Genomic DNA, 24661 nt, shown 5'->3' with positions numbered 1-24661 from the left:
CGTCCTTTCGGCGGCGCACGCCAATGGCGCCGCTGTCTGCAAACTCACTCAGTATTCGTATACCGAGTATGCATTACTCGCGGGGATCCGACGAACGCCGACCCCCTCGACCGTCAGTGTCACGGGGGCGCGCATCGTCTCAACATCGACCCGCGCTAGACGCGCAGAGTCTCGTGACGGACGACGACCCAGCCCTTCGGGACAGAGAGCCGGTCGGTGTGGATCGCGCACAGATCGTGCGCGTGCGGGTCCCCTCCACCGCCCAGCGGCCCGAGCGCGGCCATCTGATCGCCGTAGTCGAACGTCAGCGTCGCCACGGCCTCGCGGGCGCAGGCCACCTTGGAGCAGAGTCTCTCTCGCATCCTCGTCATGCTATCCACGGGCGAGGATCGCACTCGGATGCCGCGCCGCACAGCCGCGCAGCCGCCGATGCCGCAGATCCGCACGCCGCCGACGGGCTTGGGGCACGATCCATCCGTTGGGGCGCACGAATCACGCCCCGACGGACGAAATCCGCCCCAGCGCCGCGCCCCGCGCACCGCGCAGCCTCAGATCTGCCTGCCACTGACGGGGTTGGGGCGCGATCCGTCCGTCCCTGGCAGGAGAGGGGGTGCTGTGCGCCCATAGGGGCATGTCCTGCCTCTCGCCGACGGGTATGGGGCACGTCTTGCCCGTAGCGGACGGGTTGGGGGCACGTCTTGCCCGTAGCGGACGGGTTGGGGCACGATCCATCCGTTGGGGCGCACGAATCACGCCCCGACGGACGAAATCCGCCCCAGCGCCTCGCCCCCGCCCCCGCACACCCGCCCCGCCCCCGCACACCCGCAACCCGCACGACACAGCCCCACCGCGCACTCGGGTGCCGCGCCGCACAGCCGCACCTAGGATGGGCTCATGCCATGGCGACGGACGACGAGCTCATCCGCTCCGGTGCGCCGACCGGCCCGGCACGGGCGGCACGGCCGCGAGGACCGCAGTCCCGTGGTGCGCCCGCCACTGCCGCCTCTCGACACGCGTGTCGAGAGATTCGACCTCGCCGTGGGCACCGCAGCGGAGTTCCTCCGCTCCGCGTGGCCCGAGCTCGAGCACGTGAGCTTCGAGATCGGGGACATGCCTGCCGCGCCCGACGAGGACGGCATCCCCCGCTGGCAGGTGCTCGCCGACGAGAAGCGGATCATCCTGTACCGCGTCCCGATCGAGCGGCTCAGCCACCTGCACCGCGACGACGAGCTGCACCGCCGCATGATGGTGGAGGGCTGCGTCTTCCGCGCCGCCGCCGAGTACCTCGACCGCGACCCCTGGGACCTCGGTCCGGAGCGGTTCCGCTACTTCTGAGTCCCGCCCTACGGGTAGACCACGATCGGCGCTGCCGCGCCATCCGACGGCCACACCGGGAAGGCGGCCAGCGCGCCGTCTCCGGCGAACGAGAGCCCGGCGCGCAGCGCACCGGCGCCCTCCCCCGGGTCGAGCCGGAAGATCGACTGCGACGCGAGCTTCAGCGCCCCCGCCTCGCCCGGGGCGATCGTCACGGACTGCGGCCGGTCGCCGTCCACCGACGTGACCGTCACCGTCGCCGCTCTCGGACCGGAGTTGAGGATCGTCAAGACGCCCTCGGGTCCGGCGGGCGTGGCGAACAGGGTGGGACCGCCGAGCGTCGGTGCGGCGGAGTACCACGCGAAGTCCGCGGCCTCACCGGAGCCGGCCGACTGCCACACCGCGGCGACGAGCGGGGACTCGGCTTCGACCTGCACGACGTACTGCCCGACCGGCAGGCCGCCGAGCTGGATCTCGGACGGGAGTCCGGCCGTCAGCGGCACGACGGACGGCTCCACGACGGGGTCGGTACCGCCGACCAGGGTCACCGTGACGGTTGCCGCGGCATCGGCGTCCGGCGACAGCATCCGCACCACCGTCGCCGCGTCCGAGGCGCCCTCGGCACCCGGCGCGACCGTCACCGCGACGCCCGGAATCGTCACCGTCTGCTCGGGCGCGGCGATGGCGGTGATCTGGTCGACGCCGACCGGCAGGAGCGTACGAGTGAGCGAGGTCTGCAGCGAGGCCTGGATCGGCGCGCCCATCGAGGTCACGCGCACGACGGGGCTCTCCTGCCCAGGGGCGAGCCCCGCGAGGGGGATCACGGTCTGGGTGCCGGCAGCCACCACGACCGCGTCGCCGCCGGGCGGCACCTGCGCGCCGCCGGTGCCGTACACGGTCAGCTGCACGGTCGCGGGCACGACCCCCGGGTTGGCCAGCAGGACGAGATCCGCCGCGCCGGTGGTGCTGGCGCCGCCGACGAGCCACGACTCCATCAGCGCGGGATGGCAGGCGGATGCCGCGAAGCCGCGAAGATCCTCGGCGCTCACGACGGCGGAACCGGATGCCGCGACATCCGCCCGCTCGCCACGCTCCGGCGGCACGGTGAACACCATCGGGCTGCTCTCGGGCACGCCCGAGACGGACAGCTCGCTCTCGGCCGGTCGCGAGGACCCGTCCACGGAACCGGCGGTCGTCCCCTGCGGGGCGGCCACGGCGAGCTGCGACGCGCTGCCCGCCTGGCGACCCAGCATCAGCAGACCGCCGGTGCACGAGACGACGCTCGCAGACGGGGCGGGTGTCGCCTCCTCCTTCAGCGGTTCGTGGGCGATGGTCGGCCACGGGGCGGCGACGGCGGTCACCACGGCGACGACGAACGCGACGGCGACGAGGGTCCCGACGAGCAGGCGGACGCTCGTCGTGGCCCAGCGGAATGCGCGGCGATCGCTCATCGCCCCTCCTGCCAGTAGGGTCCCACGATGCGCGACGCGCGGCGGGCTTCTCGACGAGAGGCGCGAGTCGGCACGGCCAGCAGCAGCGCCGCCGCGATGACCGCGAGCTGTGCGATGGCGATCCAGCGGGCGAGATCGCGGACGGATGCCTCGGCCTGGGCGCGCGGCTCGATCGGCTGCGTGACCCGCCACAGGTCGCCCTTCGAGGTCTCTCCGACCGCGTCCAGTCCGTCGCGCTGGTTCAGCGCCGTGGCGGCGGAGAGCCGCAGCGCGCGGGCGGCAGAGGACTCCGGCGCATCGGCGGGCGCGAGCAGGACGAAGCGGACGCCGGCGGCGGCGAGGCGTTCCACGACATTATCGGCACTCGTGGTGACGAGGTCGGCCGTCAGCGCCGCGACCTCGTGATCCTGCGCCGTCGGGCTGGTGCGGGTGGAGGAGATCGTCGACCAGCTGCCGATCGTCTCGCTGCCGCCCCACACGATGCGCGTCGCGACGCCGCCCTCGTTCTGCGGAGTGAGCGTGATGGTGCCGACATCCTGGTTCTCGCGGCCCTCGGCGGCGACGTACGCCGGCAGGGTGCTGCGCGGGCCGTTCGTCAGCACCGAAGCCGTCTCGTCGACATCCGGGTCGACACCGACCATCCGATCGAGCGCGGGGACCGCGAGCACGACGATGGCGACCATCACGAGGAACGCGGTCGCCGAGCGGGCGATGGCGAGGCGCGGGGCGAAGCCCGTGTCGAGCGCGACCAGCGCGCCTCCGACGACGCCGAGCCAGGCGAGGCTCAATCCCGCGCCGGGCCACAGCGCGACCACCTCGGATTGGTCGAACGATACGGCGATGCCGACTGCGGCGAAGGCGGTGCCTATGCCGACGGCCGCCACGACGAGCAGCACGACGCCGGCGAGCCACCGCTGCGTGAGGGCGGCGGCGAGCGCGAGCACGGCCACCGGCGCCACGAGCAGGGGCACCCACCAGACCGGCAGCGCCATCTGCCCGAGCAGGACGGTCCAGCCCCCGAGGTCGGGGGTCGGGAAGCCCGCGGCCAGCAGCGCGCGGCCGGCCGGGTCGGCGGCGACCTGAGGACCCGCCCACACGACTCCGGGATCGGCCAGCAGCTCCCAGAAGCTCCCCGAGCGGATGCGGGTCCACACGAGCGGCGCGAAGGCTGCGATGGCCGGGACGAGCAGCCAGATCAGCCGGCTGACCCCGCGACCGCCGCGCAGTGCGACAGCGAGGATGACGGCGATCAGCCACAGGATCAGCAGCGCGGGAGCCAGCGACGGCGCGCACGCGACGACCGCGGCGAAGAGGAGGGATGCCGCGCCCGCGGCCGCCCAGGATCGGTGCGCGACGCTGCCGGCGTAGAACAGCCACGGCAGCAGGAGGTGCACGAGCACGCCGGTGGGGCGTCCCTGGCTCAGCGCCGCGAGGAACGTCGGTGCCAGCATCCAGAGCACGCCGCCGGTGATCCGCAGCAGCGGCCGCGCGGTGACGCGTGTGGCCACGAACCAGCCGCCCAGAGCGGCGAGGGGCAGCGCGGCGAGCCACAGCAGCACCATCGCGCGCGACGGGTCGCCGGGCCAGAGGCTGCCGACGACCGCGATCACGGCTGCGAAGGGATCGGCCGGGCCGATCGTCGCGAGCCCGGTGGCGCGCAGGCCGTAGGCGGCGTCCCCCCACAGCTGTGCGACGGTCGCACGCAGCGGCTCGAGCGCCCCGCCACCGAGCACCGGCCATGCGAGCAGCGCGGGGAAGGCGACGATCGAGACCACGAGCGCGGCCAGTACCAGCCAGGCGCCGCCACCGGCGAAGAACCGCAGCTCGCCCCGGGTGTCCGGCCCCTCGTTCGCGCCGCCGTCCGAATCGCCGTCGAAGCGCTCGTGCAGCTGCGCACGGGTGACGCGCAACGGCGCGATCTGCGTCCAGGGGGTGCGGCGCGCCGCGCGGATGCGTGCCCGCGAGCGGCCGATGGCGCCGACGCGCACGAACGCCACCGCGGATGCGGCCCATTCGACCCCGACGAGCGAGGGATGCTTCGCCACGAGGTGCAGGACGGTGCGCACCAGGGCGGTCGGCAGCAGCGCCAGCCAGACGAAGGGCAGGGCAAGCGGGTGCGCGTAGGCGAGGCGGCGGTGCAGCTGAGCGGTCCGCTCGGCGAACGCGCGGCGACGTTCGCGCTGCGGGCTGAGCAGGCTCGGCATCCCGGCGACGCCGTCACCCGCCACGGCGACCAGCGCCGAGGGCACCAGGGAGATCCGCGCACCTGCGAGGCGGGCGCGGATGCCGAGATCGAGGCCTTCGTCGGCGCCGACGAGCGCCGGGTCGAGGCCGCCGAGCTCGCGCCACGCGTCGGTGCGCACGAGCAGTCCGCGCACGTCTGCGGCCAGGATGTCCTCGACGGCGTCGTGCTGCCCCTGATCGAGCTGGCCGTCGGCCATGCCCACGGCACGGCCGAGGGTGGTCATGCTGACGCCGAGCGAGACGATCTGGGTGCGGTCGTCCCACCGCACGAGCTTCGGCGCGACGAAAGCCACCGACGGCGCGAGTTCGAGCGCTCCGGCCAGGCGAGTGAGCGCATCCGTCTCCGGAGCGGTGTCCTGCGCCAGCAGCCAGACGGCGTCGCCGGTGAGGCCGGGGGTGGCCATGGCCGCGGCGGCGGCGAACCTCGTATGCGCCGGTGCGGTGATCACCATGTCGGCGCCGGAGGCGGTCGCCATCTCGGTCAGGGCCTTGTCCGGGCCGCACAGGACCACGGTGAGCGCGTCGATGCGGCGCTGCTGATCGTCCAGCGCCGCGAGCGTGCGCTTCAGATGCAACGTCGCGGGGGTGCGCCCATCCGGGCGCACAACGAGGATGGCGTGAACTCGAGCGGGCATGACCTGGTCAGCCTAGGCGGGTCGCGACGGCGAGAGCGGCGCACGCGCCGGGCGCACCAGAACGGAGTGCCCGGCGTCGTGTGCGTCCCGCCTCAAGCGGATCAGGCGCGGCGCTTGAGCTTGCGACGTTCGCGCTCGCTCAATCCGCCCCATATGCCGAAGCGCTCGTCGTTCTGCAGTGCGTATTCCAGGCATTCCCCGCGGACATCGCAGGTCGTGCAGATTCGCTTCGCATCACGCGTCGATCCTCCCTTTTCAGGGAAGAACGCCTCCGGATCCGTCTGTGCGCACAGCGCATCGGTCTGCCAGGCGAGCGGGTTGTCGTCGATCCCCTCAACGGGACGACGCACCCCCGGAACACCGAGCTGTACCGGATCGACGAACCAATTGTCGGGAACGCCTGAACGGTAACCCGTCATCTCGTTCTCCCACCTCGTAGCCCCCCACGCGGTTCACGTGTATGCATAATTACACCCGTGTAGTTCGCTCGGGTCAAGTCGCAGATACTAAAGCCTCACCCCAGACTTGAACCTTCACGACGCGCCGTCGGCGTGTCGCACTTCGATCACGGTCGCTGCGCGGCCCATCGATCGAGTGTCAGTGGGGCTTAGATTCCCGACTGGGCGACGAAGACTTCGCCCGCCCCCACCACCTGGAGCGGCGACTCCGCCGGGGTCGCCAGCAGCGCCTGTCCCGGGCGGAGCACGATCGGATCCGCAGTGACCGCGCCGCGCACGGCCACCTCGCCGGCGGTGGCCAGCACGATGGCGGTGCCGGTCGTCTCGACCACCCGCGGGCTGGTGGAGACGGACTCCACGCGCAGCAGCGCGAAGTCGGGGATGCCGGGCGCGAACCGTTCGACCCCCTCCCCCGCCGGTTCGGGCTGCAGCAGCGCGACCGCGCCCGCCGATTCGTCCAGCACGGCCAGCAGCTCGGGCACATCGATGGGCTTGGGCGTCAGGCCGCCGCGCATCACGTTGTCGCTCGCGGCCATGAGCTCGACGCCGAGCCCGGCGAGGTAGGCGTGCAGCACGCCCGCGCCGACATAGACGCCCTCGCCGCGGCACAGCGTGACGACGTTCATGAGCAGGGCCACCACGACCCCCGGGTCGCCCGGGTAGGCGGTGGCAAGGCGACGGGAGACCTCGAGCTCGAACCCGAACTCGTCCGACTCTGCGGTGGTCGCGGCGGCGATCACGGCGTCGACGATGTCCTGCGCGTCGCCGGAGAGGAGCCACCCGACCGTGCCGCCGACGCCGTCCGTGTCGAGGCGCTGCTGCACCGGTGCCGCGGCGTCCCCCAGCGCCTTCAGCAGCCGCCTCGTCGCAGCGAGGTCGCGCACACCCACGAGCGCCTCGAACCGCTCACTGAGCGCGACGATGAGCTCGGGCTTGTGGTTGTCGTCCCGGTAGCTGCGGTGCGCGGCATCCATCGGGATCCCGGCCGCCTCCTCCCGCGCGAACGCCGCCTCGGCGTGCGCCTTCGACGGGTGCGCCTGGATCGAGAGAGTGGATGCCGCGGCGAGCAGCTTCAGCAGATAGGGCAGCCGCGGCGGCGTCCCGGATTCCGCGTCCTGCGCCGCGAGCCACTGATCGAGCGTGCGACCGGTGCCGTCCAGCACCGCAGAAGGAGAGGCGGGGTGGTCGCCGAACCACACCTCGGCCTCCGGCGCACCGGTGGGCTCGCGCCCCTCCAGCTCGGCGATGAGGGTGGGGGATCCCCAGGCGGAGTCGCGCGGCGCGTTGGAGATTCCGATCAGCATGCATCCAGCCTAGGCCGGTGCCCCGGGGTACCCTGAGTGCACGATGGCCGTCTACACGAAGCATCCGGTGTCGGCGCCGCCGGCAGCCCCGGTCCGGGAGAAGACCGGGCTGCTGATGCTGCGCGCGTGGTGCATCTTCGTCCTCTTCATGGCGCTCAGCGGCGTCGCATGGGTCAACGCCATCGGCGCCACCGCGGCCAGCGTGATCACCATCCTCGGCGGGCTGCTGTCGGTCGGCCTCTGGTTCCGCATCCGTCCGCCCGTGCAGTGGCGGCGCCTCCCCTGGTTCATCGTCGGCTACGTCGCGTGGGCGGGCCTGTCGATGGCGTGGTCGGCCTGGGTCGGGGCATCCGCTCTCACCTGGCTGCTGCTGGTTATCACGAGCGTGCAGGCATTGTTCGTGGCGAGCGTCCTGACCTGGCGGGAGATCGTCCGCGCCATCGCCTCGGCGCTGAAGTGGGCGATGGCGCTGTCGATCCTGTTCGAGCTCGCAGTCTCGCTGTTCGTCCAGGGACCGCTGCTGCCCGGCTTCGTGCGCCCGACCGAGAAGATGGACCCGATCCTCTACTGGTCCCGCGACAACCTCTTCGACGGCGGGCGCATCCAGGGGATCTGGGGCAACTCGAATCTCCTCGCCGCGGTCGCCCTTCTCGCGATCATCGTCTTCGCCATCCGCTTCGCCGCGGGGGCACCCCGACGGGGGCTGCTGATCGGCTGGATCGTGCTGTCCGCCTATCTGATGTACCGCGCCGCCTCCGCGACGACGTACATGGCCGCCGCCGCCGTCGTGGTCGTCCTTGCCACGGTGCTGCTGATGCGCACCGCCCGCAAACCCGGCGAGCGCACCCGGTACTACATCGGCTACGTCGTGGTCGGGGTCGGCGGTGCCGCCGCCCTGTGGATCTGGCGCGACGCGATCTTCACGGCTCTCGGCCGCAGTGCCGACCTCACCGGTCGCGAGGGCATCTGGGAGCAGGTCCTCGAGCGGGCGAACCAGCACCCGGTCGTCGGCTGGGGCTTCGCGACGCCGTGGCTCGTCACCGACCCGTCCTTCGACATCCGGATCATGGACCACGGTGAGCGGGTCATGCAGGCCCACAACATGTGGATCGACGTGTACCTGCAGCTCGGCGCCATCGGGCTCACGCTGATGATCCTCACCTATCTCGCGTTCGTCTGGCGCGCCTGGTTCTTCGCGGTCGACCGTCCCCGCTGGGACCTCCGCGACGACCGCCCGTACTCGCCGCTGACACTGCTGCCGACGCTCGTGGGCGCCATCCTCCTCGTACAGGGCCTCGCCGAGTCCGGACCGCTGCTGCTGTGGGGTTGGATGTTCCTGGTCATGTTCGCGTTCAAGATCAAGCAGTCCCCGCACATCGGTGTCGGGCCCGCCGAGGCCCGCATCGCGATCGAACGCGGCGAACCGACGAAGCACCGCTCGTGACCGACGCTCACGCCGGAGCGTCGCGACTTCACAGCATCGGGGCTCTGCTCGCGTCCGCCGACATGGCGCGCGCGTTCACCATCGCCGCGCTCGGCACCGTCTTCAGCAGCTATGCGATCGAGCGCATCGCAGGCGAGGTCGCCTACATCGCGATGATCGCGGGACTGTGCGTCGTCGGAATCGGGATGCTGGTGGCCCGCCGCCGCGAGATCTCGTTCCTGCGGCTCGTCCCCACGACGCTCCTGGTGTTCCTGCTGTGGGCGCTGGTGAGCCTCTTCTGGACCCAGGACACCTCCAGCACCGTCGCCGGCTGGACCTCGACCGCCGGCCTGGCCCTGCTCGCGATCGTCATCGGACACGTCCGCGACACGCTGCAGACCGTGCGCGCGCTCGGCGACGTGATGCGCTGGGTGCTCACCGCCTCGCTCGCGCTCGAGATCCTGTCCGGCATCCTGCTGGACACTCCGTTCGTGCTGCTGGGCATCCAGGGCAGGATCGCCGAGCTCGGTCCGATCCAGGGCCTCTTCGGTACCCGCAACCTGCTCGGCCTGGCCACAGTGCTGGCGCTCATCACCTTCTTCGTCGAGTACCGCACGCAGTCGATCCGCCTCGGCGTCGCGGTGTACTCGATCGTGCTGGCCGGTTCGCTCGCCGCTCTGTCGGATTCGCCCACCGTCTTCGTGCTCGCGATCGCCGTCGGCGCGGCCGCGGCCGCCCTCGGCCTCGTGCGCCACACGCGTCCCGAGCACCGCAGTGCCCTGCAGTGGAGCCTGGGGGCGGTCGTCACGATCGGACTCGTCGTCGCCTATGCACTGCGGCATCCGATCATCGCGTGGCTGGGTGCGGGCAGCGACTTCTCGATGCGCGCGACGCTGTGGAACAAGATCCTGGACTTCGTCCGCTTCGACCCGGTCATCGGATTCGGGTGGTTCGGCGCGTGGGAGAAGAGCGAGTTCCCGTTCAACTCGATCAACTACCTGCTGCGCCCGGCCAACCACGCATCGGCACTGAACGCCTACTTCGACGTGCTGCTGCAGGTGGGCTGGATCGGACTGATCCTGTTCTCCATCTTCTGCGGCATCGCCCTGGTGCGGGCATGGCTCGTCGCCAGCGACCGCCGGTCGATCGTCTACGCGTGGACGCCGCTCATCCTCGTCGCGCTCCTGGTCGACTCGATGTTCGAGAGCTTCACCCTCACCGGATTCGGATGGGTGATGCTCGTGATCTGCGCCGTGCGCGCCGGGCAGTCCCGCTCGTGGCGGGATCGGATCGATCTGATGGACACCGGGCCGGTGCTCCCCCACGTCCAGGAACCGCCCGGTCTGTCACGGTAGGATGCTGAGGCCATGCCCCTTGCCGCAGACACCCCCCAGATGACCTCGACGACTCCCTTCGACCCCGCCAGCGCGACGATCGCGGTCGTCACTTACAACCGCTCGGCGCTGCTGACGCGACTGCTCGAGAGCATCATCGTGATGGACCCCAAGCCGGGCCATCTGGTGATCGTCGACAACGCGTCCACCGACGACACGACCGAGCTCGTGGAGTCCTACCGCGACAAGGTCGGCACCGAGATCGTCTACCGCCGCCTCGACACCAACACGGGCGGCTCCGGCGGCTTCAGCGAGGGCATGCGCGTCGCCTACGAGCTCGGATCGCAGTGGATCTGGCTGATGGACGACGACGTCGAGATCATCCCCGACGGCCTCGCCCGCATGGGCGACTGGGCACCGCGGTTCAAGAGCATCCAGGGCCGTCGCTACGATTACGACGGCAGCGAGTTCTACTGGCAGTACCGGATCGCCGAGCCGCTCGGCATCCCGATCCCCTTCGCCCCCGCCGGCTTCGATGAGTCCGGCTACAAGCCGATGAACTCCGGCTGCTTCGAAGGCATGTTCATCCACCGCGACATCGTGGAGCAGATCGGCCTGCCCGACCCGCGCTTCTTCATCTACTGGGACGACCAGATGTACGGCTGGCTCGCCTCGCGCAAGACCGCCTCGGTGATCGTCAACGAGTTCGTCCTGCGCCGCACCCGCGAGATCAAGCAGTGGGACATGGGCATCCGCCACTTCAACGCCTCGAGCAACGCGTACCGGTACTACATCATGCGCAACCGCGCGCACATCAAGCAGTACTACCGTTCGCTCGGCGTCTACAACCCGATCCTGTTCGGGGCCGGCACCACGCTGACGTTCATGAAGGAACTGATGCGGCTCGTCTTCGTCGAGCGCACCGTTCGAGGAACGTCGAACCTGTTCCGCGGCCTCCGCGACGGCCGCAAGATCGCGAACGACGCCTCGTGGCAGCCGATGCCGCCGCTGGGGACTGTCGCAGCTTCCTAGGGCGACTCCCGGTCGAAGCCTCAGCCGGCGTTGTAGTCCGCGTTGTAACGGTCGAGTACCTCGGCGATCGGGGCATCCATCGCGAGCTGCCCCTTGTCGAGGTAGAGACCGCGCGTGCAGAAGCGGCGCAGGTCCCGCTCGTTGTGAGAGACGAAGAACAGCGTGCGCCCTTCGGCCAGCAGCTCGTCGATGCGCTTGTAGCACTTGTCGCGGAACGCCTTGTCGCCGACGGCGAGCACCTCGTCCACCAGCAGGATCGGCTCGTCCAGCTGCGAGACGACAGCGAATGCCAGGCGCACCTTCATGCCGTTCGACAGGTGCTTGTACGGCGTGTCGACGAAGTCGCGGATCTCGGCGAAGTCGATGATGCCGTCGAAACGGCTGCTCACCTCGGCCCGCGACATCCCGTGCAGGCCCGCGGTCAGCCGAACGTTCTCGCGCACCGTCAGGTCGCCCACGAAGCCGCCGGTGATCTCGATCAGGGGCGCGACCCCACCGTGCACGATAACTCGGCCCTCGTCCGGGATGAGCACGCCGGCGACGAGGCGCAGAAGCGTCGACTTGCCTTGTCCATTGCGCCCGACGACGCCGATGGACTCGCCAGGCTCCACTGTGAACGACACGTCGCGCAACGCCCAGAACTCGCTGGGCTTGGTGCGTCGAGATGAGCCGGCGAACAGATCCTTGAAGCTGCGGCGACCGCGGCGGTTGCGGCGGAAGCGGATGCCGAGACCATCGACCTCGATGGCGAGGGACTCCCCCATCACAGCTCCTTCAGCACGGCGCGCTCGAGGCGACCGAAGACGAGAAGACCCAGCGCGAGGAATGCGAGGCTCATGATCACGCCCACCAGAACGGTGAAGGTGTCCCACTGGTCCGGGAAGAAGCCCACCCTGTAGAGCGTGAAGATGCCGGACAGCGGGTTGAACGCCGCGAGCTGCGAGAACGGGGCCGGCAGATCGGAGACTCCGTAGATCACCGGTGACGCGTAGAACAGTGCCCGCAGGATCAGCCTGGTCGTGCGCTCCAGGTCGCCGTACAGCACACACAGTGGCGCAACGAGGAGGCCGAGGCCGATGAGCAGCGCCAGCTGCACGAGGACTCCGACAGGGAACCAGAGGATGCCCCACCCGACGGTCGCGCCCGAGAAGATCGCGAAGAGCACCAGCACCGGGATCGAGAACAGGAATTCGATGCCCTTGCTCAACACGATGCGGTTGACCCAGATCGACCGCGGGATCGAGGTCGATCGGACCAATCGCGAGTCCTTGTTGAACGCCTTCGTGAAGTCCGAGACGGCGGAGTTGAACCACACCCATGGGAGGAGCGCGACGATGAGGAAGGTGATGTAGGGCTGCTCACCGACTGTGCGCTCGAACACCTGGGTGAAGACGAACCAGTAGATCACGCTCATCACGAGCGGATCGAGCACCGACCACAGATACCCCAGGGCACTCGTGGAGTACCGCACGCGAAGGTCTCGCGCCGAGAGCAGCCACAGGGAGTGCACGTAGCGCCGCGGGGAGCCGGGGGCGCCGACGGCTGCGGTGGTCACGTGGACGAGTCTAGAGCGCTCGACTGAAGATGCCGGACCGGCCGGGAGGTTCCGGCGCCAGCGACCGATCAGACCTGCCAATCGACCTCGTCGCGCAGGTGCGACCGGCCGCTCGCGAGCGCCGCGACATCGTGATCGACCATGATTTGGGCAAGGCGCGGTGTCGTCACTGCCGGGGTCCATCCAAGTTCCCGCTGAGCCAAGGAGAAGTCGCCGACAAGCGCATCGACCTCGGTGGGGCGCAGATAGCGCTCGTCGAACTTCACGAACTTCTCCCAATCGAGTCCGACGTGCCGGAAGGAGAACTCGAGGAAGTCGCGCACCGTATAGGCCGTGTTCGTCGCAACCACGTAGTCCTGGGGGGTGTCATGCTGGAGCATCCGCCACATTGCCTCGACGTACTCCGGTGCGTAGCCCCAGTCACGTACGGCGTCGAGATTGCCCATGTAGAGCTCGCTCTGCTCTCCTGCCGCGATCCGGGCGACAGCACGGGTGATCTTGCGCGTCACGAAGGTCTCGCCTCGACGCGGCGACTCGTGGTTGAAGAGAATGCCGTTCACGGCGAACAGGCCGAACGCCTCGCGATAGTTCTTGGTGATCCAGTAGGAGTAGACCTTCGCGGCGCCGTACGGCGACCGGGGATAGAAGGGCGTCGTCTCATCCTGCGGCGGTGGAGTGGCACCGAACATTTCGGAGCTGCTGGCCTGGTAGTAGCGGCAGTCGATGCCGGCGAGGCGGACCGCCTCCAGCAAGCGCACCGAGCCCAGCCCTGTCGAGTCGCCGGTGTACTCAGGCTCGTCGAAGCTCACGCGCACATGCGACTGCGCAGCGAGGTTGTACACCTCATCCGGGCGGATCGTGCTGAGCAGTGTGACCAGGCGCGACCCGTCCGTGAGATCGCCGTAGTGCAGGGTCAGGCGGTGACCCGGTGCATGCGGATCCTCGAAGAGGTGGTCGATCCGGACGGTGTTGAAGGTCGAGGCGCGACGAATCAGACCGTGCACCTCGTAGCCCTTCGAGAGAAGGAGCTCTGCGAGGTAGCTCCCATCCTGGCCGGTGATGCCCGTGATGAATGCTCGCTTCGGCGCGGTCGCGGTCATGTGTGGATCGGTGCTTTCTCTAGTGCTTGTGGCGGGCTGCGTCCGCGTGGAGGAGTGGGTGTCTCAGACGCGATCGAACACGGACGCGAGGAGGTCGATCTGCGCGTCGATCAGGTAGTGGTGGTTGCCGACGAATAATCCGTCGTCGTGGATACGATCTGCGGCGGGAAGCTCGTCGGGAACGATCGCGTCCAAGTGCTGCATCACGGGGTTCCTGGTGAAGTTGCCCGCGACGATCGGGCGCACTTCGACGCCGGCGGCGGTGAGCGCGTGGACCACGTCATGTCGTCGGCCGGCAAGCCGGCCCTCGAGGAGGAGCGAGAATCCGAACCAGCTACTCTCACCGTTCTCTCGCTGGATGCGGACATCATCGCGACCGGCGAATCTCTCGACGAACACGGCGGCGTTGCGGCGACGCCCTTCGATCAGGCCGGGGAGCTTCTTGACCTGCTCGCGACCGAGGGCACCGGACATCTCCAGCGGTCGCACGTTGTAGCCGGGGAGGACGAATCGGAAGAGATCGTCGAACGGTTCGCCGGACTTCGGGTGGATCAGGTTGTCGTCGGGGAGCTCGCGCGTCCAGCCGTGCGCGCGGAGCGACACGGCCGCCTGATAGGTGTACTCGTCGTCGGTCGTGACGAGTCCGCCTTCCATCGTCGAGATGTGATGCGAGAAGAACGCGCTGTACGTGCCGGCCAGGCCGTACGTTCCGGCCTGACGGCCGTTGAGCGTTGCACCCAGCGACTCGCAGTTGTCCTCGAGTAGCACCAGATCGTGCACGCGTGCAAGCTCGGTGAGCGCCACGAGGTCGGCGGGGTTTCCCAGCAGGTTGACCGCGAAGATTGCCTTCGTGGCGGGCGAGATAGCCGCTGCCACTTTCTCGACGTCGATGTTCAACGTGTCAAGATCCACGTCGACAAAGCGAAGACGCAGGCCGAGCTGGTGGACCGGGTAGAAGGTCGTCGCCCACGAGACTGCGGGAACGATGACCTCGTCACCCGGGTTGAGATCGACATCGGGGTTCACAACGGCTGCCGCGAGCGCGACGAGGTTCGCGCTGCTTCCTGAGTTGACCATGACGGCATACTTCGCGCCGACGGCCTCGGCGAACTCACGCTCGAATGCGCGAACCTCGGGTCCCATCGTGAACCGACCGCTCGCGATCACCGTCTGCAGCGCCGCGTACTCGGCGTCATCCCATGTCGTCGTTGCAAGAGGGTATTGAATCGCCATCTCAGATCTCCGTCGTCGACTCGGCGAGCTGGCCGAGATATGCCTGGTAGGACTCATGCATGCCCTCAGCGAGGTCCGTCGCCGGACGCCATCCGAACTGGGCCGCCAAGGACGAATCCATGAGCTTCTGCTTCATCCCAGACGGCTTGCTCGGATCCGTCACGAGCTCGCATCGGTAGCCGACCGTTTCGAGAGCGGCTTCGTAGTAGTCCAGCACGCTGTGGTCTTCACCTTTCCCCACATTCATGAGGGTCGGCCATGCCGAGAGGCCGTCGAGGTTCTCGACCAGCCAGTCGGCGAGGTCGCCGACGTAGGTGAACTCGCGACGTGCCGTCCCGTCGCCCCACACGTCGATCGATGTCGCGCCCTCCGCCTTCGCCCGATGCGCCTTCGCAATCGTCGCAGCGACAAGGTGACCGCGATCGAGCGAAAAGTCGTCGTGAGGGCCGTAGAGGTTCGAGGGGATGATGACGCGGTAATCGAAACCGAATTGCCGTGCAACGTATTCGCAATAGCGCGCCGATGTGATCTTGGAAAGGGCGTAGCCCTCGTTTGTCGGCTCGAGCGGCGCAGCGAGCACATCGGTCTCGACCAGGGGCTGCCGGTAGTCCCTGGGATACATACACGAGCTGCCGAAGTACACGAACTTTCGGATGCCTGCGCGCATCGAGGCCGAGAGGATGTTGGCGTCGATCTGAACGTTGTCCAACAGGAACCCTGTGGGATCCGCCACATTCGCGGCGATACCGCCGACTCGGGCAGCGGCATGGATGATGAGATCCGGCGCGATCCGTTCCACCATCGCGTGCACAGCCGCCTGGTCGCGGAGGTCCGCGTCGGCGCGCGTGACCGGCACGAGATCGTCGGTACGACCCGCGCTCTTCCAGGCACGACCGACCGCTTGCGCCAGCATGCCGTTGCCGCCGGTCAGAAGTACCCGCATTCGCTTCCTCACTCGTCGATGGGCGCGCCAACAACACCATGTCGAGAGCCAAGCCCGCGCCGAGTTTAGTCGATCCGGCTGGGCGACCCGACCTCTGGTCGATTTCCTGATTGATAGTCTGGTGTGTCGGGTCTCACGAGCTGAGTGCCGAGATGGTCGTGTGCACCGCGCACGAGTCCCGTACGGGCGACTTTGGAGACCAGCGGATTGCGTGATGGCTGAACAAGACGACGAGCGCGAGCCGAAAGCGGTTAGGGACGCCGATGGACTGGGTGGGCATTTCCGCTCGCACGCGCGCGGGCTGTCGGCGGTCGCGATCGCGAGCATCATCGGAATGCTTGCCGCGTTCGGGTTCCAGATCGGCAGCGCGCGCTATCTTGCCCCGGCGGATTTCGGACTGCTCTCGGCATTCCTTGTAATCGTCAGCGTCGCGGCGATCGGAAGCTCGTCACTCCAGAACATCGTGACCGTCCAGACCGCCGCTGAAATCGCCCTGCACGCTGCTGCACCCAAGAGGCGTCGGGTACCGTGGGAGGCGATCACCATCGGGGTCGTCGGAGGTGCACTTGTCGCCGTCATCTCGCCGTGGCTCGCGCGTGCCCTGGACACGACGCCGGTCGTCGTCCTCGCAGCGGCCGTGTGTATCCCGCTGAGCTTCCTGTTCGCGGATGCGCTCGGGCTGCTCCAGGGCGCGGGCGACGTGGCCCGCGCTGTCTGGTGGTCGACGCTCTCGCTCGTCTTCCGCGTCGTCGCACTCGTCATCGTCGCCGTCGCCGCGGCCGGCCTCGTCGGCGTCATCGGCGCCGTCGTCCTCGCGACCGCCCTCGCCGTCGTCGGCGCGGCCTGGTCCGCCCGGCGTATACCCCGTCCCACCGGCGGCATCTTCACCGTCACCGGTCTCACGATCGTCCTTCTGACCGTCTCGTTCGCCTGGCTGATCTCCTCGGATGTCCTCTTTCTCCGAGCGGGCGCGGCGGAGACCGTCGCTGGCAACTACGCTGCCGTGACAGTGCTCGTCAAAGCCGGCTTCCTCATCCCGTCCACCCTGTCCCTCTACCTGTTGCCGCGCTTCGTCCGCAATCGTGACAATCCCGCACTGTCGCGGGTGGGAGTCTTCGTGACGCTCGGCGCCTCCTGCGCCACAAGCATCGCCATGATCGCCTTCTTCGCGCTCTTCGGAAGCTGGCTGACCGCGTTGCTCTACGGCCCGGCCTTCCAACAAGCCGCAGGACTACTCGTCCCCGTCTCGCTCGCCTACCTGCCGTGGATGGCTGCCCAGGGCATGCTGATCAAGATGACTTCCTACGGGTCCCGCGGCGGTGCGATCGTGCTCGTCGCCGCTGTCATCGCGCAGTGGATCGCGTTCACCATTACCATCCCCGACATCACGGCGATGCTCTGGTGGCTCGGCGGCATCGGCGTCGCCGTGCTCGCCTCGTTCCTTGTACTGGACAGTTGGGCAACGCGACGGCGCGTCGCGGAGAGGACAATCCAATGAACATTATTCGAGACGGTGTCTGCGGGTACGTCATGGGGGGTCTCGGCAACCAGATCTTCATCCTCGCCGCTGCGTGGGAGCAGGCGCGACGCCTGGATGTCCCGCTCTACCTCGACGCCTCGCATTTCAGCGTCGGCGGGACCTTCCGCTATGGGCTCGACGCCATCGATCATCCTGGGCGGCTCCTCGGCCCGAAGGAGAGTCCGTGGAGGTCCGTCCGGATCAATCGTGAGCGGGTGCTGCCATTCCCCCGACGACCGTGGGGGCACATCTTCCTCGAGCGGGATGGCGACCGCTATCAGCCCGCGATCGAGCAGATCACCTCCGGTACGACGCTCGTCGGATACTTCCAGTCGCCGCGATACTTCCCGAATGTCCGCGACCAGCTGATCGCCTCGATGCTCGATACGGCCGACACCGAGGCGGAGGCATCCCGCCTTCGCGAGTATGACCGGACGCCCGCGATATCGCTTCATCTTCGACGCGGGGACTACCTCGCGGTGTCCGCGGATCGGCAGTTCATCGCCTCCGTCGCCTATGCGGTGCGCTCGGTGAAACTGCTGCGCGCGATGGGGATCGATCTTCCCGTACGGGTCTTCTCCGACTCGGTCGATCTGGTCAAGGATGAGCTCCGCGGTGTCGAGGGCGACTTCGACTTCGTCGAGGACGACGGGGCTCTCGGCACCTGGGCGACGCTCAAAGCTATGTCAGCCGGCCACGCGATGATCATGAGCAACTCCAGTTTCAGTTGGTGGGCAGCAGAACTGATGCACCGACGCTCTGGCGGACGCGCGCCCGTCATCGCCCCCCGCCCCTGGACTCAGACGGGAACCGCGAAGTCGGATCTCCTGCACGCCGATTGGATCACGCTCGACGCTCGTTGAGCGGGCTCCGGCTCAGCGAACGGACTCCGGGCTCATCGGCGAGCAGGCGATCGTCAACCCTCGGCCGCGAAGCCCCGCTCGATAAGGTCGGCGACGATGATCTCGGACGGGGAGTTCTCGTCCGAGCCTGTCTCGGCTCGGAGCGTCCCATAGGTGCGGAGGAAATTCTCCACCACTACACCATCCCAGCGCGACAGCACGGCGCTGGACCCGATGCCCTCCGACCTCTCGGTCGCCATACGATGGATCAGGGTGGGGATCCCGAACTCCGCCGACTCCTCCTGAATGCCACCGGAGTCCGTTACGACGAACGACGCCGCGCGGAGCAGCCTGACGAACTCGGCGTGCTCGACCTTCGGCACGATCGAGAACCGAGTCAAGCCGAGCTCAGCGATCGTTTGCGTGATCGCGTCCCTCGAGTAGGAATCGACGACCACCCGCATGGGCAGCGGACTCGACTCCTCGAGGCGTTGCAGAGTCTCCTGTACGAGTGCCGGCTCGGAGATGAACTCGTATCGGTGGAGCAGGATGAGACCGTACTCCTCCCCAATGATCCCGCTGTCTCCGCCCGCCGTATCGCGCACCGCATCGCGGACGGTGTTGCCGTGGGTGAAGACGACGTTCGAGCGCCCGGCGAGGTTTTCCACCGCTTCGAGCGACGGCGCGTAGTGCACGTGGGCCAACCTGCCGACAATGCGACGGTCGAGCTCCTCCGGAAATGGATGACGCCAATCCCCCGACCGCAGCCCCGCCTCCACGTGAGCCACCGTGCATCCGTACAGCCTGCCGATGAATGTGCCGAGGACGGTGGTGACGGTGTCGCCGTGGACGACGACGACGCGAGGAGTGGGGAGCGCGCGTCGGGCGGGACGCATGTTGCGAAGCGTCCAACCCGCGACATCGAACATCCAGCCGAGCATCTGCAGAGGGGTCTTCAGCGGATTGCCCCGCCAACCGTTCGCAATCACCCGATCGGGTTCGGGCAGGCCGAGCTCGGGCAGCGCGCGCCGCAGGGCGTCGGTGTGCTGTTGGGTGATCCACTGCTGGAAACGAATCCCACGGTCCTGCAACCGCCGTGCGATCGGCGCGATCTTGATTGCCTCCGCGGTTGTTCCATAGACGAAGATGATCACGGGGCTTCCCCTTCAGCGCGGGACGACGACGGACGAACGAACGCCCGCCGATGCAGGACGATGCCGCGCACGAGGCCCCGCCAGAACGGTCCGATGAAGATCGGCAGGCATACGACGAACGCCAGCAGACCTCGCGGAGAGCATCGGTTGATCGCCGCCGGAATGAGCGGGCTCAGGGCCAGGACGACAAGCGCGGCCACCGCCTTCAGCGCCGCGGCACCGCGGCCCACAGCGACGAGCGCGATCAGCACGGCGATCGCGACGGCCGGCAGAACGACCAGCGTGACTATGACGGCGGACCGCGCGGGCGTCGTCCCGGCATAGCTGTCGACGAACAGCGTGCCACGGTCGTATGAATGGTCGACGAACGCCCGCACGGTCGTGCGGGGGCGATAGGTTGCCGAGAAACCCGGGTCGAGTCGAATCGTGTGCACGTCCGCGATCCGCCGCAGCACCTTGGTGTCATCGGACACGAGCTTCGCATCGCCCTCTGGCCAGGCGGACCGGAAGGCGTCCTCGAAAACCGGCTTCGATGCGAGGAACATCGTCGTGCCCTTCGGAGCCGAATCGAATGTCGCGCTCGTCAGATCGAACGGACGAGGTGCGCGGAGGAACCGCCCCCAGAATACGTGCGTCGGTACTTCCCAGAACATTCCGACGAGTGGCGCTTTCGGATCTGTTTCCACGAATGCGTTCCACGCGACCCTGGTCGGGTCGGCGGCAATCTCCCTCAACACGTAGTCGATCGCAGTGGGATGGATCAGGACTCTGGAATCGAGAAGGAGCACATGATCGGCGCGTGAACGCGCCAGTCCTTCCCACCTGGCCAGGAAACGCCCCTTGTTCTCCTGAACAACGAGCTGAAGCGTCCCGGGAAACGACTCGGCGAGCGCCTCCACCACGCCGGGAGTCGCATCCGTGGACCCGTCGTCCACGACGATGACCTCCACATCCGTGGAGGCGACCCGCACCGCATCAGCGAGCGCCGCGATCGTCGTCGGCAGCCATTGTGCGGAGTTATAGGACGGGATGACGACGCTCAGCGCGGGCTGCGGCGCGTCCGCTCCCTCTGGCCTCATCACTCGTGCCCTTCGCTGACAGCTACATCCGGCTCACGCTGGGGGGAGAACGGGGTGTCGTCGCCGCCTCGGTACGATGGTTGCCGACGGGAAGTCACCCCACCAGCCTAACCGGGCGGTCGGCGTGATGCGTTCGAGCAGTGACGTGAACCAAGAGCAGATCGACGAAGAGAGACCGAAGCCCCGATGAGTCGACGCCGCTACACCAGGATCATCCCTGCAGTACTCGTACCCCTTGCCATGCTCATCGCGCTGCTGGCATGGGGTGTATCGTCTCCGCCAGGATCGGGCCCGGATGACGATTACCACATGGCCAGCATCTGGTGCGCGGGCGGCGACGTCGAAGGGCGCTGCGAAGCGACCTCCTCCCCCGATTACATGATGCTTCCGGGCGAAATCGTCAAGGGCTCAAAGTGCTTCGCGTTCTACCCCGAGCAGTCCGCGTCCTGCCCTCTGCCCGACCGGATGATTCGCACCGACCGGGGCAACTGGCTCGACCACTCCTATCCGCCGTACTTCTACTCGGTCATGAGTGTATTCGTGACAGATGACCTCGAGACGTCGATCGTCCTCATGCGCTCGTTCAACGCCCTTCTCTACGTGGGAGTGCTCACCGCCCTGTTCTTCCTGTTGCCACGACGAATGCGACCTCTCGTCGTGTGGACATCCGCGATATCCGTGGTGCCGCTCGGCATGTTCCTCATCGCAAGCGTCAACCCCAGCGGTTGGGCCGTACTGTCTGCCACCGGACTCTGGTTGGCGATGTGGGGGTACTTCACACAGAGCGGGGCCCGCAAGTGGATGCTCGCCGGGCTCTCCCTGCTCCTGCTCCTGCTCGGCGCCGGCGCGCGCGCCGACTCAGCGGTCTACGGAGCATTCGCGGTGATTGTCGCCGCCGTCCTGGCGTTTCGTCGTGATCGCCGATTCGCCCTCGATCTCCTCCTGCCCGCCGGGCTGTTGGTAGTCGCTGTGCTCCTCTTCTTCAGCGGAGGCCAGTCAGACATCGTCGCAGGGGACACGGCCGTCGAAGATCGACCTCTCGCCCTCTCCTCGCTGATATTCGTCAACGCGAAGCTGCTCCCTCAGCTGTGGGCCGGCGTGTTCGGACTGTGGGGCCTCGGCTGGCTCGACACGACCATGCCCGGCATCGTTTGGATCACAACACTGACGGTCTTCGTCGCGTTGTGCTTCATAGGCCTGCGCGCAGGCGACTGGCGCAAGCGCCTCGCTCTCGCGGGCGCTGCGGCGGCTCTCGTGGTCGTGCCGATGTACATCCTGATCCACGACGCTGTGATCGTCGGCTCCTACGTTCAGCCCCGCTACATCTATCCGCTCATCATCATCTTCGGCGGGGTTGCGCTCGTCGGGTTCACACGCGCAGGCCTCGGGCTCAATCGACTCCAGTTCGTCGTCGTCGGCGCGGGGCTCGTCATCGCGAACAGCATCGCCCTGCACGTCAACCTGAGACGGTACATCTCAGGGCTCGACGTACAGAATCTCAACCTCAACTGGCCGCTCGAATGGTGGTGGAACACGCCCATCACGCCCATGATCGTGTGGGCCGCGGGCTCACTAGCGTTCGCCGTCGTGATCGCTTTGCTCGTGTGGATCGTGTGGGATCAGCGCCCGGCACCAGTCGAGGCCGCTGCTCAACCCTCGGACTCCTCCGTCGGCTGACTCTCTTCCAACTCCGTCAGCCTCAATTCGAGCAGCGCCGTACGCTCCGCGAGAACGCGGGTCTCGCCTTCGAGGTCGGTCAGTTCGGCGCTGTGCTGAATGCACACGAGGACAAGGATGGCGATGCTGACGAAGAACACCAGGTTGGTCGGGAGGACGACACCGAAGACGGATGCCGCCCATACGAGCAAGTCGGGGAAGACGCCGGCGATGAGCGCGAGGAAAGTCGCTAGCAGCCACCAGATCGCGTGACGCTCGCGTAGACGACCTCGCCGGAGGAGTTCGACGACGACGACGAATGTCAGGATCGCCGCCGCAACGCCGAGGATGTACCCGGTCGGCGTCATATTGCGCTCCCGTCGTTGACCGTCCGCGCCGGACGGAGGTAGGCAAATGCCAGTGCCACGAACGCACGCATGAGGTACAGAGTGGACTTCAGCGGATTGTGCGAGGGCCGTCCGCCCGCACGGACCCGCATCGCGACGGGAACCTGCACGATTCGACACCCCGCCTTCGCTGCGATGACGAGGGCCTCGATCGTGTCGCCGAGATACTCGGCGGGGTAATTCTCGGCGAACAGCGCGACGGCTCTCGGCCCGGATGCCTTGAAGCCCGACGTCGTGTCGGTCAGCGTCGTCTTGGCGGTCCGGCTGAGAACCTTCGCGATGACCACCATCGCAAATCGTCGAAGGCCGCGCGCCTTGTACTCTCCCACGCCGGCAAACCGAGCGCCGATGACGATGTCGGCATCATCGAGGCGCTCGAGCAACGCGGGCACCGCGGCGGGATCGTGCTGGCCGTCGGCGTCGATCTGCACGACGACGTCGAAACCGTTCTCCAGCGCGTACTTGAAGCCGAGACGCATGGCCCCACCCACTCCGAGATTGAAAGGCAGGCGGAGCACCTTCGCGCCGGCGGCGTTCGCCACGCGCGCCGTCGAGTCCTTTGATCCGTCGTCGACCACCAGGCACGACACGGTAGGCAGGGTCCGTCGGACCTCATCGATGACAGCACCGATCGCCTCTTCCTCGTTGAACGCCGGAAGCACGATGAGCACGCGGCTATCGGAGGAAGACATGACTTCGATCATAATCGTCGACCTCGCCCGAACACGTCGGTGTCGGCGGGCGACGAGGCTACGCGGGGGTCTTCCCGAGATAGTGCTCGATGACGTATCCGGCGATCGCGAGCGAGCTCGTCGCGGCGGGAGAGGGGGCATTGCGCAGAAGGGTGACGGGTCCGACCTGGTCAACGGCGAAATCGTCGAGCAGCTCCCCGCCCCGCGCCCAGGCTTGCGCACGTACGCCGGCGCCGTGCTTGCCCGCGAGATCGGACATGCGCAGCTCCGGAATGAAGCGCTGAGCCTTCTTGAAATAGAGCGGCTTCACGAGCGACGCGCTGATCTCGTCGACACCCATGCGCCAATGTCGCTTCGCGAGCGGCCAAGCGCCGGGCCAGGCAAGGGATTCCCAGGTGTCCTTGGGTGAGATCCGCAACCACTTGTACCCCTCCCTCGCGAGAGCGGGGACGGCGTTGGGTCCGACGTGGACGTTGTCGTAGACACCGCGCGTGAAATGGACCCCCAAGAATGGGAAGCGCGGGTCCGGGACGGGGTAGATCATGCCCTTCACCAGGTCGGTGCGCTCGGACGCCAGCTCCCAGTACTCACCGCGAAACGGCAGGATCTTTGGGGACGGGTCGGCTCCGACGAACCGGGCGACGACGTCCGACTGAAGTCCTGCGCAGACGACGACGCGGTCGAACGCATGCTCTGATACCGGTGTGGTGACGCGCACGATGCCGTTCTCGATCGAGATGGCGGTGACCGCGTGGCCGAGCAGCACAGATCCGCCGAGGACACGGACATCCTGTGCCATGGCCTCGGTGATAGACGCGTAGTCCACGACGGCCGTCTGCGGAGAGTGGACGGCGGCGATGCCCGCAACATGAGGTTCGATCTCACGCAGCCGCGCGACGTCGTCTATGCGTGCGAGATCTGGCACACCGTTCTCGATCGAGCGGCGCTCGATCTCAGCAAGGGCGGGCAGTTCGGTCTCGTCGACGGCGACCACAAGCTTTCCCACCGGTCGGAAAGGCAGCCCCTTCTCCTCGCAGAACTCGCGGATCAGGACACGTCCGGCTCCGCAGAGCGTGGCCTTGAGGGAGCCGGGCTTGTAGTACAGCCCGGCGTGCACGACACCGGAATTGTGCCCCGTCTGATGTTGCGAGAGCCGCGACTCCTTCTCCAGCACCGTCACCAGGTCGCCGCGCTGAGCGAGAGCGCGTGCGATAGCGACTCCGACGATGCCGCCGCCGATGATTCCGACCCGCTCTGTCACTCGTCCGCCCTGATCCCCTGAGAAC

General features: G+C 67.8%; 22 protein-coding genes. 7 read left to right on the top strand and 15 right to left on the bottom strand.

Annotated features, from left to right (window positions below; all coding sequences use genetic code 11):
• Positions 1–155: 155 nt before the first annotated feature.
• Positions 156–362 (bottom strand): DUF3499 family protein, encoded by a 207-nt coding sequence (locus ASD65_RS17315; protein WP_056225637.1) that lies wholly within the window; start codon positions 360–362, stop codon positions 156–158.
• 532 nt (positions 363–894) lie between these two features.
• Between ASD65_RS17315 and ASD65_RS17310 the strand changes: the two genes are divergently transcribed.
• Positions 895–1335, top strand: coding sequence for a metallopeptidase family protein (locus tag ASD65_RS17310; protein ID WP_200948732.1), 441 nt, complete (start codon positions 895–897; stop codon positions 1333–1335).
• Between the two features lie 8 nt (positions 1336–1343).
• Here the strand turns inward: ASD65_RS17310 and ASD65_RS17305 are convergent, their stop codons facing one another.
• The 4 genes from ASD65_RS17305 to manA form a co-directional block, all read right to left on the bottom strand.
• Entirely contained in the window at positions 1344–2765 is a 1422-nt protein-coding gene (locus ASD65_RS17305; protein ID WP_056225634.1) for a DUF5719 family protein, read from the bottom strand.
• Positions 2762–5644, bottom strand: coding sequence for a glycosyltransferase (locus ASD65_RS17300; RefSeq protein ID WP_056225631.1), 2883 nt, complete (start codon positions 5642–5644; stop codon positions 2762–2764). Before ASD65_RS17300 ends, ASD65_RS17305 begins: the two co-directional genes overlap by 4 nt.
• Before the next feature lie 101 nt (positions 5645–5745).
• The gene (locus ASD65_RS17295; RefSeq protein WP_082561977.1) at positions 5746–6063 is read right to left on the bottom strand and encodes a WhiB family transcriptional regulator; all 318 of its coding nucleotides are present in this window, start codon (positions 6061–6063) and stop codon (positions 5746–5748) included.
• A gap of 188 nt (positions 6064–6251) precedes the next feature.
• Complete coding sequence (manA, locus tag ASD65_RS17290) at positions 6252–7406, bottom strand: mannose-6-phosphate isomerase, class I (RefSeq protein ID WP_056225630.1); 1155 nt, start codon at positions 7404–7406, stop codon at positions 6252–6254.
• A gap of 43 nt (positions 7407–7449) precedes the next feature.
• Here manA and ASD65_RS17285 point away from each other — a divergent pair, with 43 nt between their 5' ends.
• The 3 genes from ASD65_RS17285 to ASD65_RS17275 are packed head-to-tail and all read left to right on the top strand — an operon-like array spanning position 7450 to position 11195.
• Positions 7450–8850 carry an O-antigen ligase family protein gene (locus ASD65_RS17285; RefSeq protein ID WP_056225627.1) on the top strand — a complete coding sequence of 467 codons (1401 nt, stop codon included), beginning with the start codon at positions 7450–7452 and terminating at the stop codon, positions 8848–8850.
• Positions 8847–10184 (top strand): O-antigen ligase family protein, encoded by a 1338-nt coding sequence (locus tag ASD65_RS17280; RefSeq protein WP_235566824.1) that lies wholly within the window; start codon positions 8847–8849, stop codon positions 10182–10184. The genes ASD65_RS17285 and ASD65_RS17280 overlap by 4 nt, the downstream gene beginning before the upstream one ends.
• 12 nt (positions 10185–10196) lie before the next feature.
• Positions 10197–11195 (top strand): glycosyltransferase family 2 protein, encoded by a 999-nt coding sequence (locus ASD65_RS17275; protein WP_056225623.1) that lies wholly within the window; start codon positions 10197–10199, stop codon positions 11193–11195.
• A 20-nt stretch (positions 11196–11215) separates the two neighbouring features.
• Here ASD65_RS17275 and ASD65_RS17270 read toward each other — a convergent pair whose 3' ends face one another.
• The 5 genes from ASD65_RS17270 to ASD65_RS17250 all read right to left on the bottom strand — a co-directional run bounded on the left by ASD65_RS17270 (position 11216) and on the right by ASD65_RS17250 (position 16026).
• The gene (locus ASD65_RS17270; protein ID WP_056225622.1) at positions 11216–11959 is read right to left on the bottom strand and encodes an ABC transporter ATP-binding protein; all 744 of its coding nucleotides are present in this window, start codon (positions 11957–11959) and stop codon (positions 11216–11218) included.
• A complete protein-coding gene (locus tag ASD65_RS17265) occupies positions 11959–12750 on the bottom strand; it encodes an ABC transporter permease (RefSeq protein ID WP_056225619.1) in 792 nt (263 codons plus the stop codon). The genes ASD65_RS17270 and ASD65_RS17265 overlap by 1 nt, the downstream gene beginning before the upstream one ends.
• Before the next feature lie 68 nt (positions 12751–12818).
• Positions 12819–13850, bottom strand: a complete 1032-nt coding sequence (gene gmd / locus ASD65_RS17260) for a GDP-mannose 4,6-dehydratase (RefSeq protein WP_056225616.1) — start codon at positions 13848–13850, stop codon at positions 12819–12821.
• Between the two features lie 63 nt (positions 13851–13913).
• Positions 13914–15083 carry a DegT/DnrJ/EryC1/StrS family aminotransferase gene (locus tag ASD65_RS17255; protein WP_056225612.1) on the bottom strand — a complete coding sequence of 390 codons (1170 nt, stop codon included), beginning with the start codon at positions 15081–15083 and terminating at the stop codon, positions 13914–13916.
• 1 nt (position 15084) lies between these two features.
• Positions 15085–16026, bottom strand: a complete 942-nt coding sequence (locus ASD65_RS17250) for a GDP-L-fucose synthase family protein (RefSeq protein ID WP_056225607.1) — start codon at positions 16024–16026, stop codon at positions 15085–15087.
• A gap of 214 nt (positions 16027–16240) precedes the next feature.
• Between ASD65_RS17250 and ASD65_RS17245 the strand changes: the two genes are divergently transcribed.
• Together ASD65_RS17245 and ASD65_RS17240 are read left to right on the top strand one after the other, a co-directional pair.
• On the top strand, positions 16241–17524 hold the full coding sequence (locus ASD65_RS17245; RefSeq protein WP_162248521.1) for an oligosaccharide flippase family protein: 1284 nt from the start codon (positions 16241–16243) through the stop codon (positions 17522–17524).
• On the top strand, positions 17521–18408 hold the full coding sequence (locus ASD65_RS17240) for an alpha-1,2-fucosyltransferase (RefSeq protein WP_082561975.1): 888 nt from the start codon (positions 17521–17523) through the stop codon (positions 18406–18408). Before ASD65_RS17245 ends, ASD65_RS17240 begins: the two co-directional genes overlap by 4 nt.
• Positions 18409–18461: 53 nt before the next feature.
• Here ASD65_RS17240 and ASD65_RS17235 read toward each other — a convergent pair whose 3' ends face one another.
• The gene (locus ASD65_RS17235) at positions 18462–19541 is read right to left on the bottom strand and encodes a UDP-N-acetylglucosamine 2-epimerase (protein ID WP_056225599.1); all 1080 of its coding nucleotides are present in this window, start codon (positions 19539–19541) and stop codon (positions 18462–18464) included.
• Positions 19538–20620, bottom strand: a complete 1083-nt coding sequence (locus tag ASD65_RS17230; protein ID WP_056225595.1) for a glycosyltransferase family 2 protein — start codon at positions 20618–20620, stop codon at positions 19538–19540. The genes ASD65_RS17235 and ASD65_RS17230 overlap by 4 nt, the downstream gene beginning before the upstream one ends.
• Before the next feature lie 186 nt (positions 20621–20806).
• Between ASD65_RS17230 and ASD65_RS17225 the strand changes: the two genes are divergently transcribed.
• Positions 20807–22297 (top strand): DUF2142 domain-containing protein, encoded by a 1491-nt coding sequence (locus ASD65_RS17225; protein ID WP_082561974.1) that lies wholly within the window; start codon positions 20807–20809, stop codon positions 22295–22297.
• Here the strand turns inward: ASD65_RS17225 and ASD65_RS17220 are convergent.
• The 3 genes from ASD65_RS17220 to lhgO are packed head-to-tail and all read right to left on the bottom strand — an operon-like array spanning position 22270 to position 24636.
• The gene (locus ASD65_RS17220) at positions 22270–22644 is read right to left on the bottom strand and encodes a DUF2304 domain-containing protein (protein WP_056225590.1); all 375 of its coding nucleotides are present in this window, start codon (positions 22642–22644) and stop codon (positions 22270–22272) included. The two genes, ASD65_RS17225 and ASD65_RS17220, sit on opposite strands and share 28 nt — an antisense overlap.
• Positions 22641–23375 carry a glycosyltransferase family 2 protein gene (locus ASD65_RS17215; RefSeq protein WP_056226406.1) on the bottom strand — a complete coding sequence of 245 codons (735 nt, stop codon included), beginning with the start codon at positions 23373–23375 and terminating at the stop codon, positions 22641–22643. Before ASD65_RS17215 ends, ASD65_RS17220 begins: the two co-directional genes overlap by 4 nt.
• A gap of 58 nt (positions 23376–23433) precedes the next feature.
• Positions 23434–24636, bottom strand: coding sequence for an L-2-hydroxyglutarate oxidase (gene lhgO, locus ASD65_RS17210; protein ID WP_056225587.1), 1203 nt, complete (start codon positions 24634–24636; stop codon positions 23434–23436).
• Positions 24637–24661: the final 25 nt, after the last annotated feature.

It is taken from the genome of Microbacterium sp. Root61 (assembly GCF_001427525.1).
Classification (GTDB): domain Bacteria; phylum Actinomycetota; class Actinomycetes; order Actinomycetales; family Microbacteriaceae; genus Microbacterium.
The sequence above is the reverse complement of the archived record's forward strand: the minus strand, read 5'-3'. Positions and strand labels throughout refer to the sequence as shown.

Excerpts from the sequence above, each read along its gene's own strand:
- ASD65_RS17315 (WP_056225637.1), bottom strand. The coding sequence starts at position 362 with ATGCGAGAGAGACTCTGCTCCAAGGTGGCCTGCGCCCGCGAGGCCGTG.
- ASD65_RS17310 (WP_200948732.1), top strand. The coding sequence starts at position 895 with ATGCCATGGCGACGGACGACGAGCTCATCCGCTCCGGTGCGCCGACCG.
- ASD65_RS17305 (WP_056225634.1), bottom strand. The coding sequence starts at position 2,765 with ATGAGCGATCGCCGCGCATTCCGCTGGGCCACGACGAGCGTCCGCCTG.
- ASD65_RS17300 (WP_056225631.1), bottom strand. The coding sequence starts at position 5,644 with ATGCCCGCTCGAGTTCACGCCATCCTCGTTGTGCGCCCGGATGGGCGC.
- ASD65_RS17295 (WP_082561977.1), bottom strand. The coding sequence starts at position 6,063 with ATGACGGGTTACCGTTCAGGCGTTCCCGACAATTGGTTCGTCGATCCG.
- manA (WP_056225630.1), bottom strand. The coding sequence starts at position 7,406 with ATGCTGATCGGAATCTCCAACGCGCCGCGCGACTCCGCCTGGGGATCC.
- ASD65_RS17285 (WP_056225627.1), top strand. The coding sequence starts at position 7,450 with ATGGCCGTCTACACGAAGCATCCGGTGTCGGCGCCGCCGGCAGCCCCG.
- ASD65_RS17275 (WP_056225623.1), top strand. The coding sequence starts at position 10,197 with ATGCCCCTTGCCGCAGACACCCCCCAGATGACCTCGACGACTCCCTTC.
- ASD65_RS17270 (WP_056225622.1), bottom strand. The coding sequence starts at position 11,959 with ATGGGGGAGTCCCTCGCCATCGAGGTCGATGGTCTCGGCATCCGCTTC.
- gmd (WP_056225616.1), bottom strand. The coding sequence starts at position 13,850 with ATGACCGCGACCGCGCCGAAGCGAGCATTCATCACGGGCATCACCGGC.
- ASD65_RS17255 (WP_056225612.1), bottom strand. The coding sequence starts at position 15,083 with ATGGCGATTCAATACCCTCTTGCAACGACGACATGGGATGACGCCGAG.
- ASD65_RS17250 (WP_056225607.1), bottom strand. The coding sequence starts at position 16,026 with ATGCGGGTACTTCTGACCGGCGGCAACGGCATGCTGGCGCAAGCGGTC.
- ASD65_RS17245 (WP_162248521.1), top strand. The coding sequence starts at position 16,241 with ATGGCTGAACAAGACGACGAGCGCGAGCCGAAAGCGGTTAGGGACGCC.
- ASD65_RS17240 (WP_082561975.1), top strand. The coding sequence starts at position 17,521 with ATGAACATTATTCGAGACGGTGTCTGCGGGTACGTCATGGGGGGTCTC.
- ASD65_RS17230 (WP_056225595.1), bottom strand. The coding sequence starts at position 20,620 with ATGAGGCCAGAGGGAGCGGACGCGCCGCAGCCCGCGCTGAGCGTCGTC.
- ASD65_RS17225 (WP_082561974.1), top strand. The coding sequence starts at position 20,807 with ATGAGTCGACGCCGCTACACCAGGATCATCCCTGCAGTACTCGTACCC.
- ASD65_RS17220 (WP_056225590.1), bottom strand. The coding sequence starts at position 22,644 with ATGACGCCGACCGGGTACATCCTCGGCGTTGCGGCGGCGATCCTGACA.
- ASD65_RS17215 (WP_056226406.1), bottom strand. The coding sequence starts at position 23,375 with ATGTCTTCCTCCGATAGCCGCGTGCTCATCGTGCTTCCGGCGTTCAAC.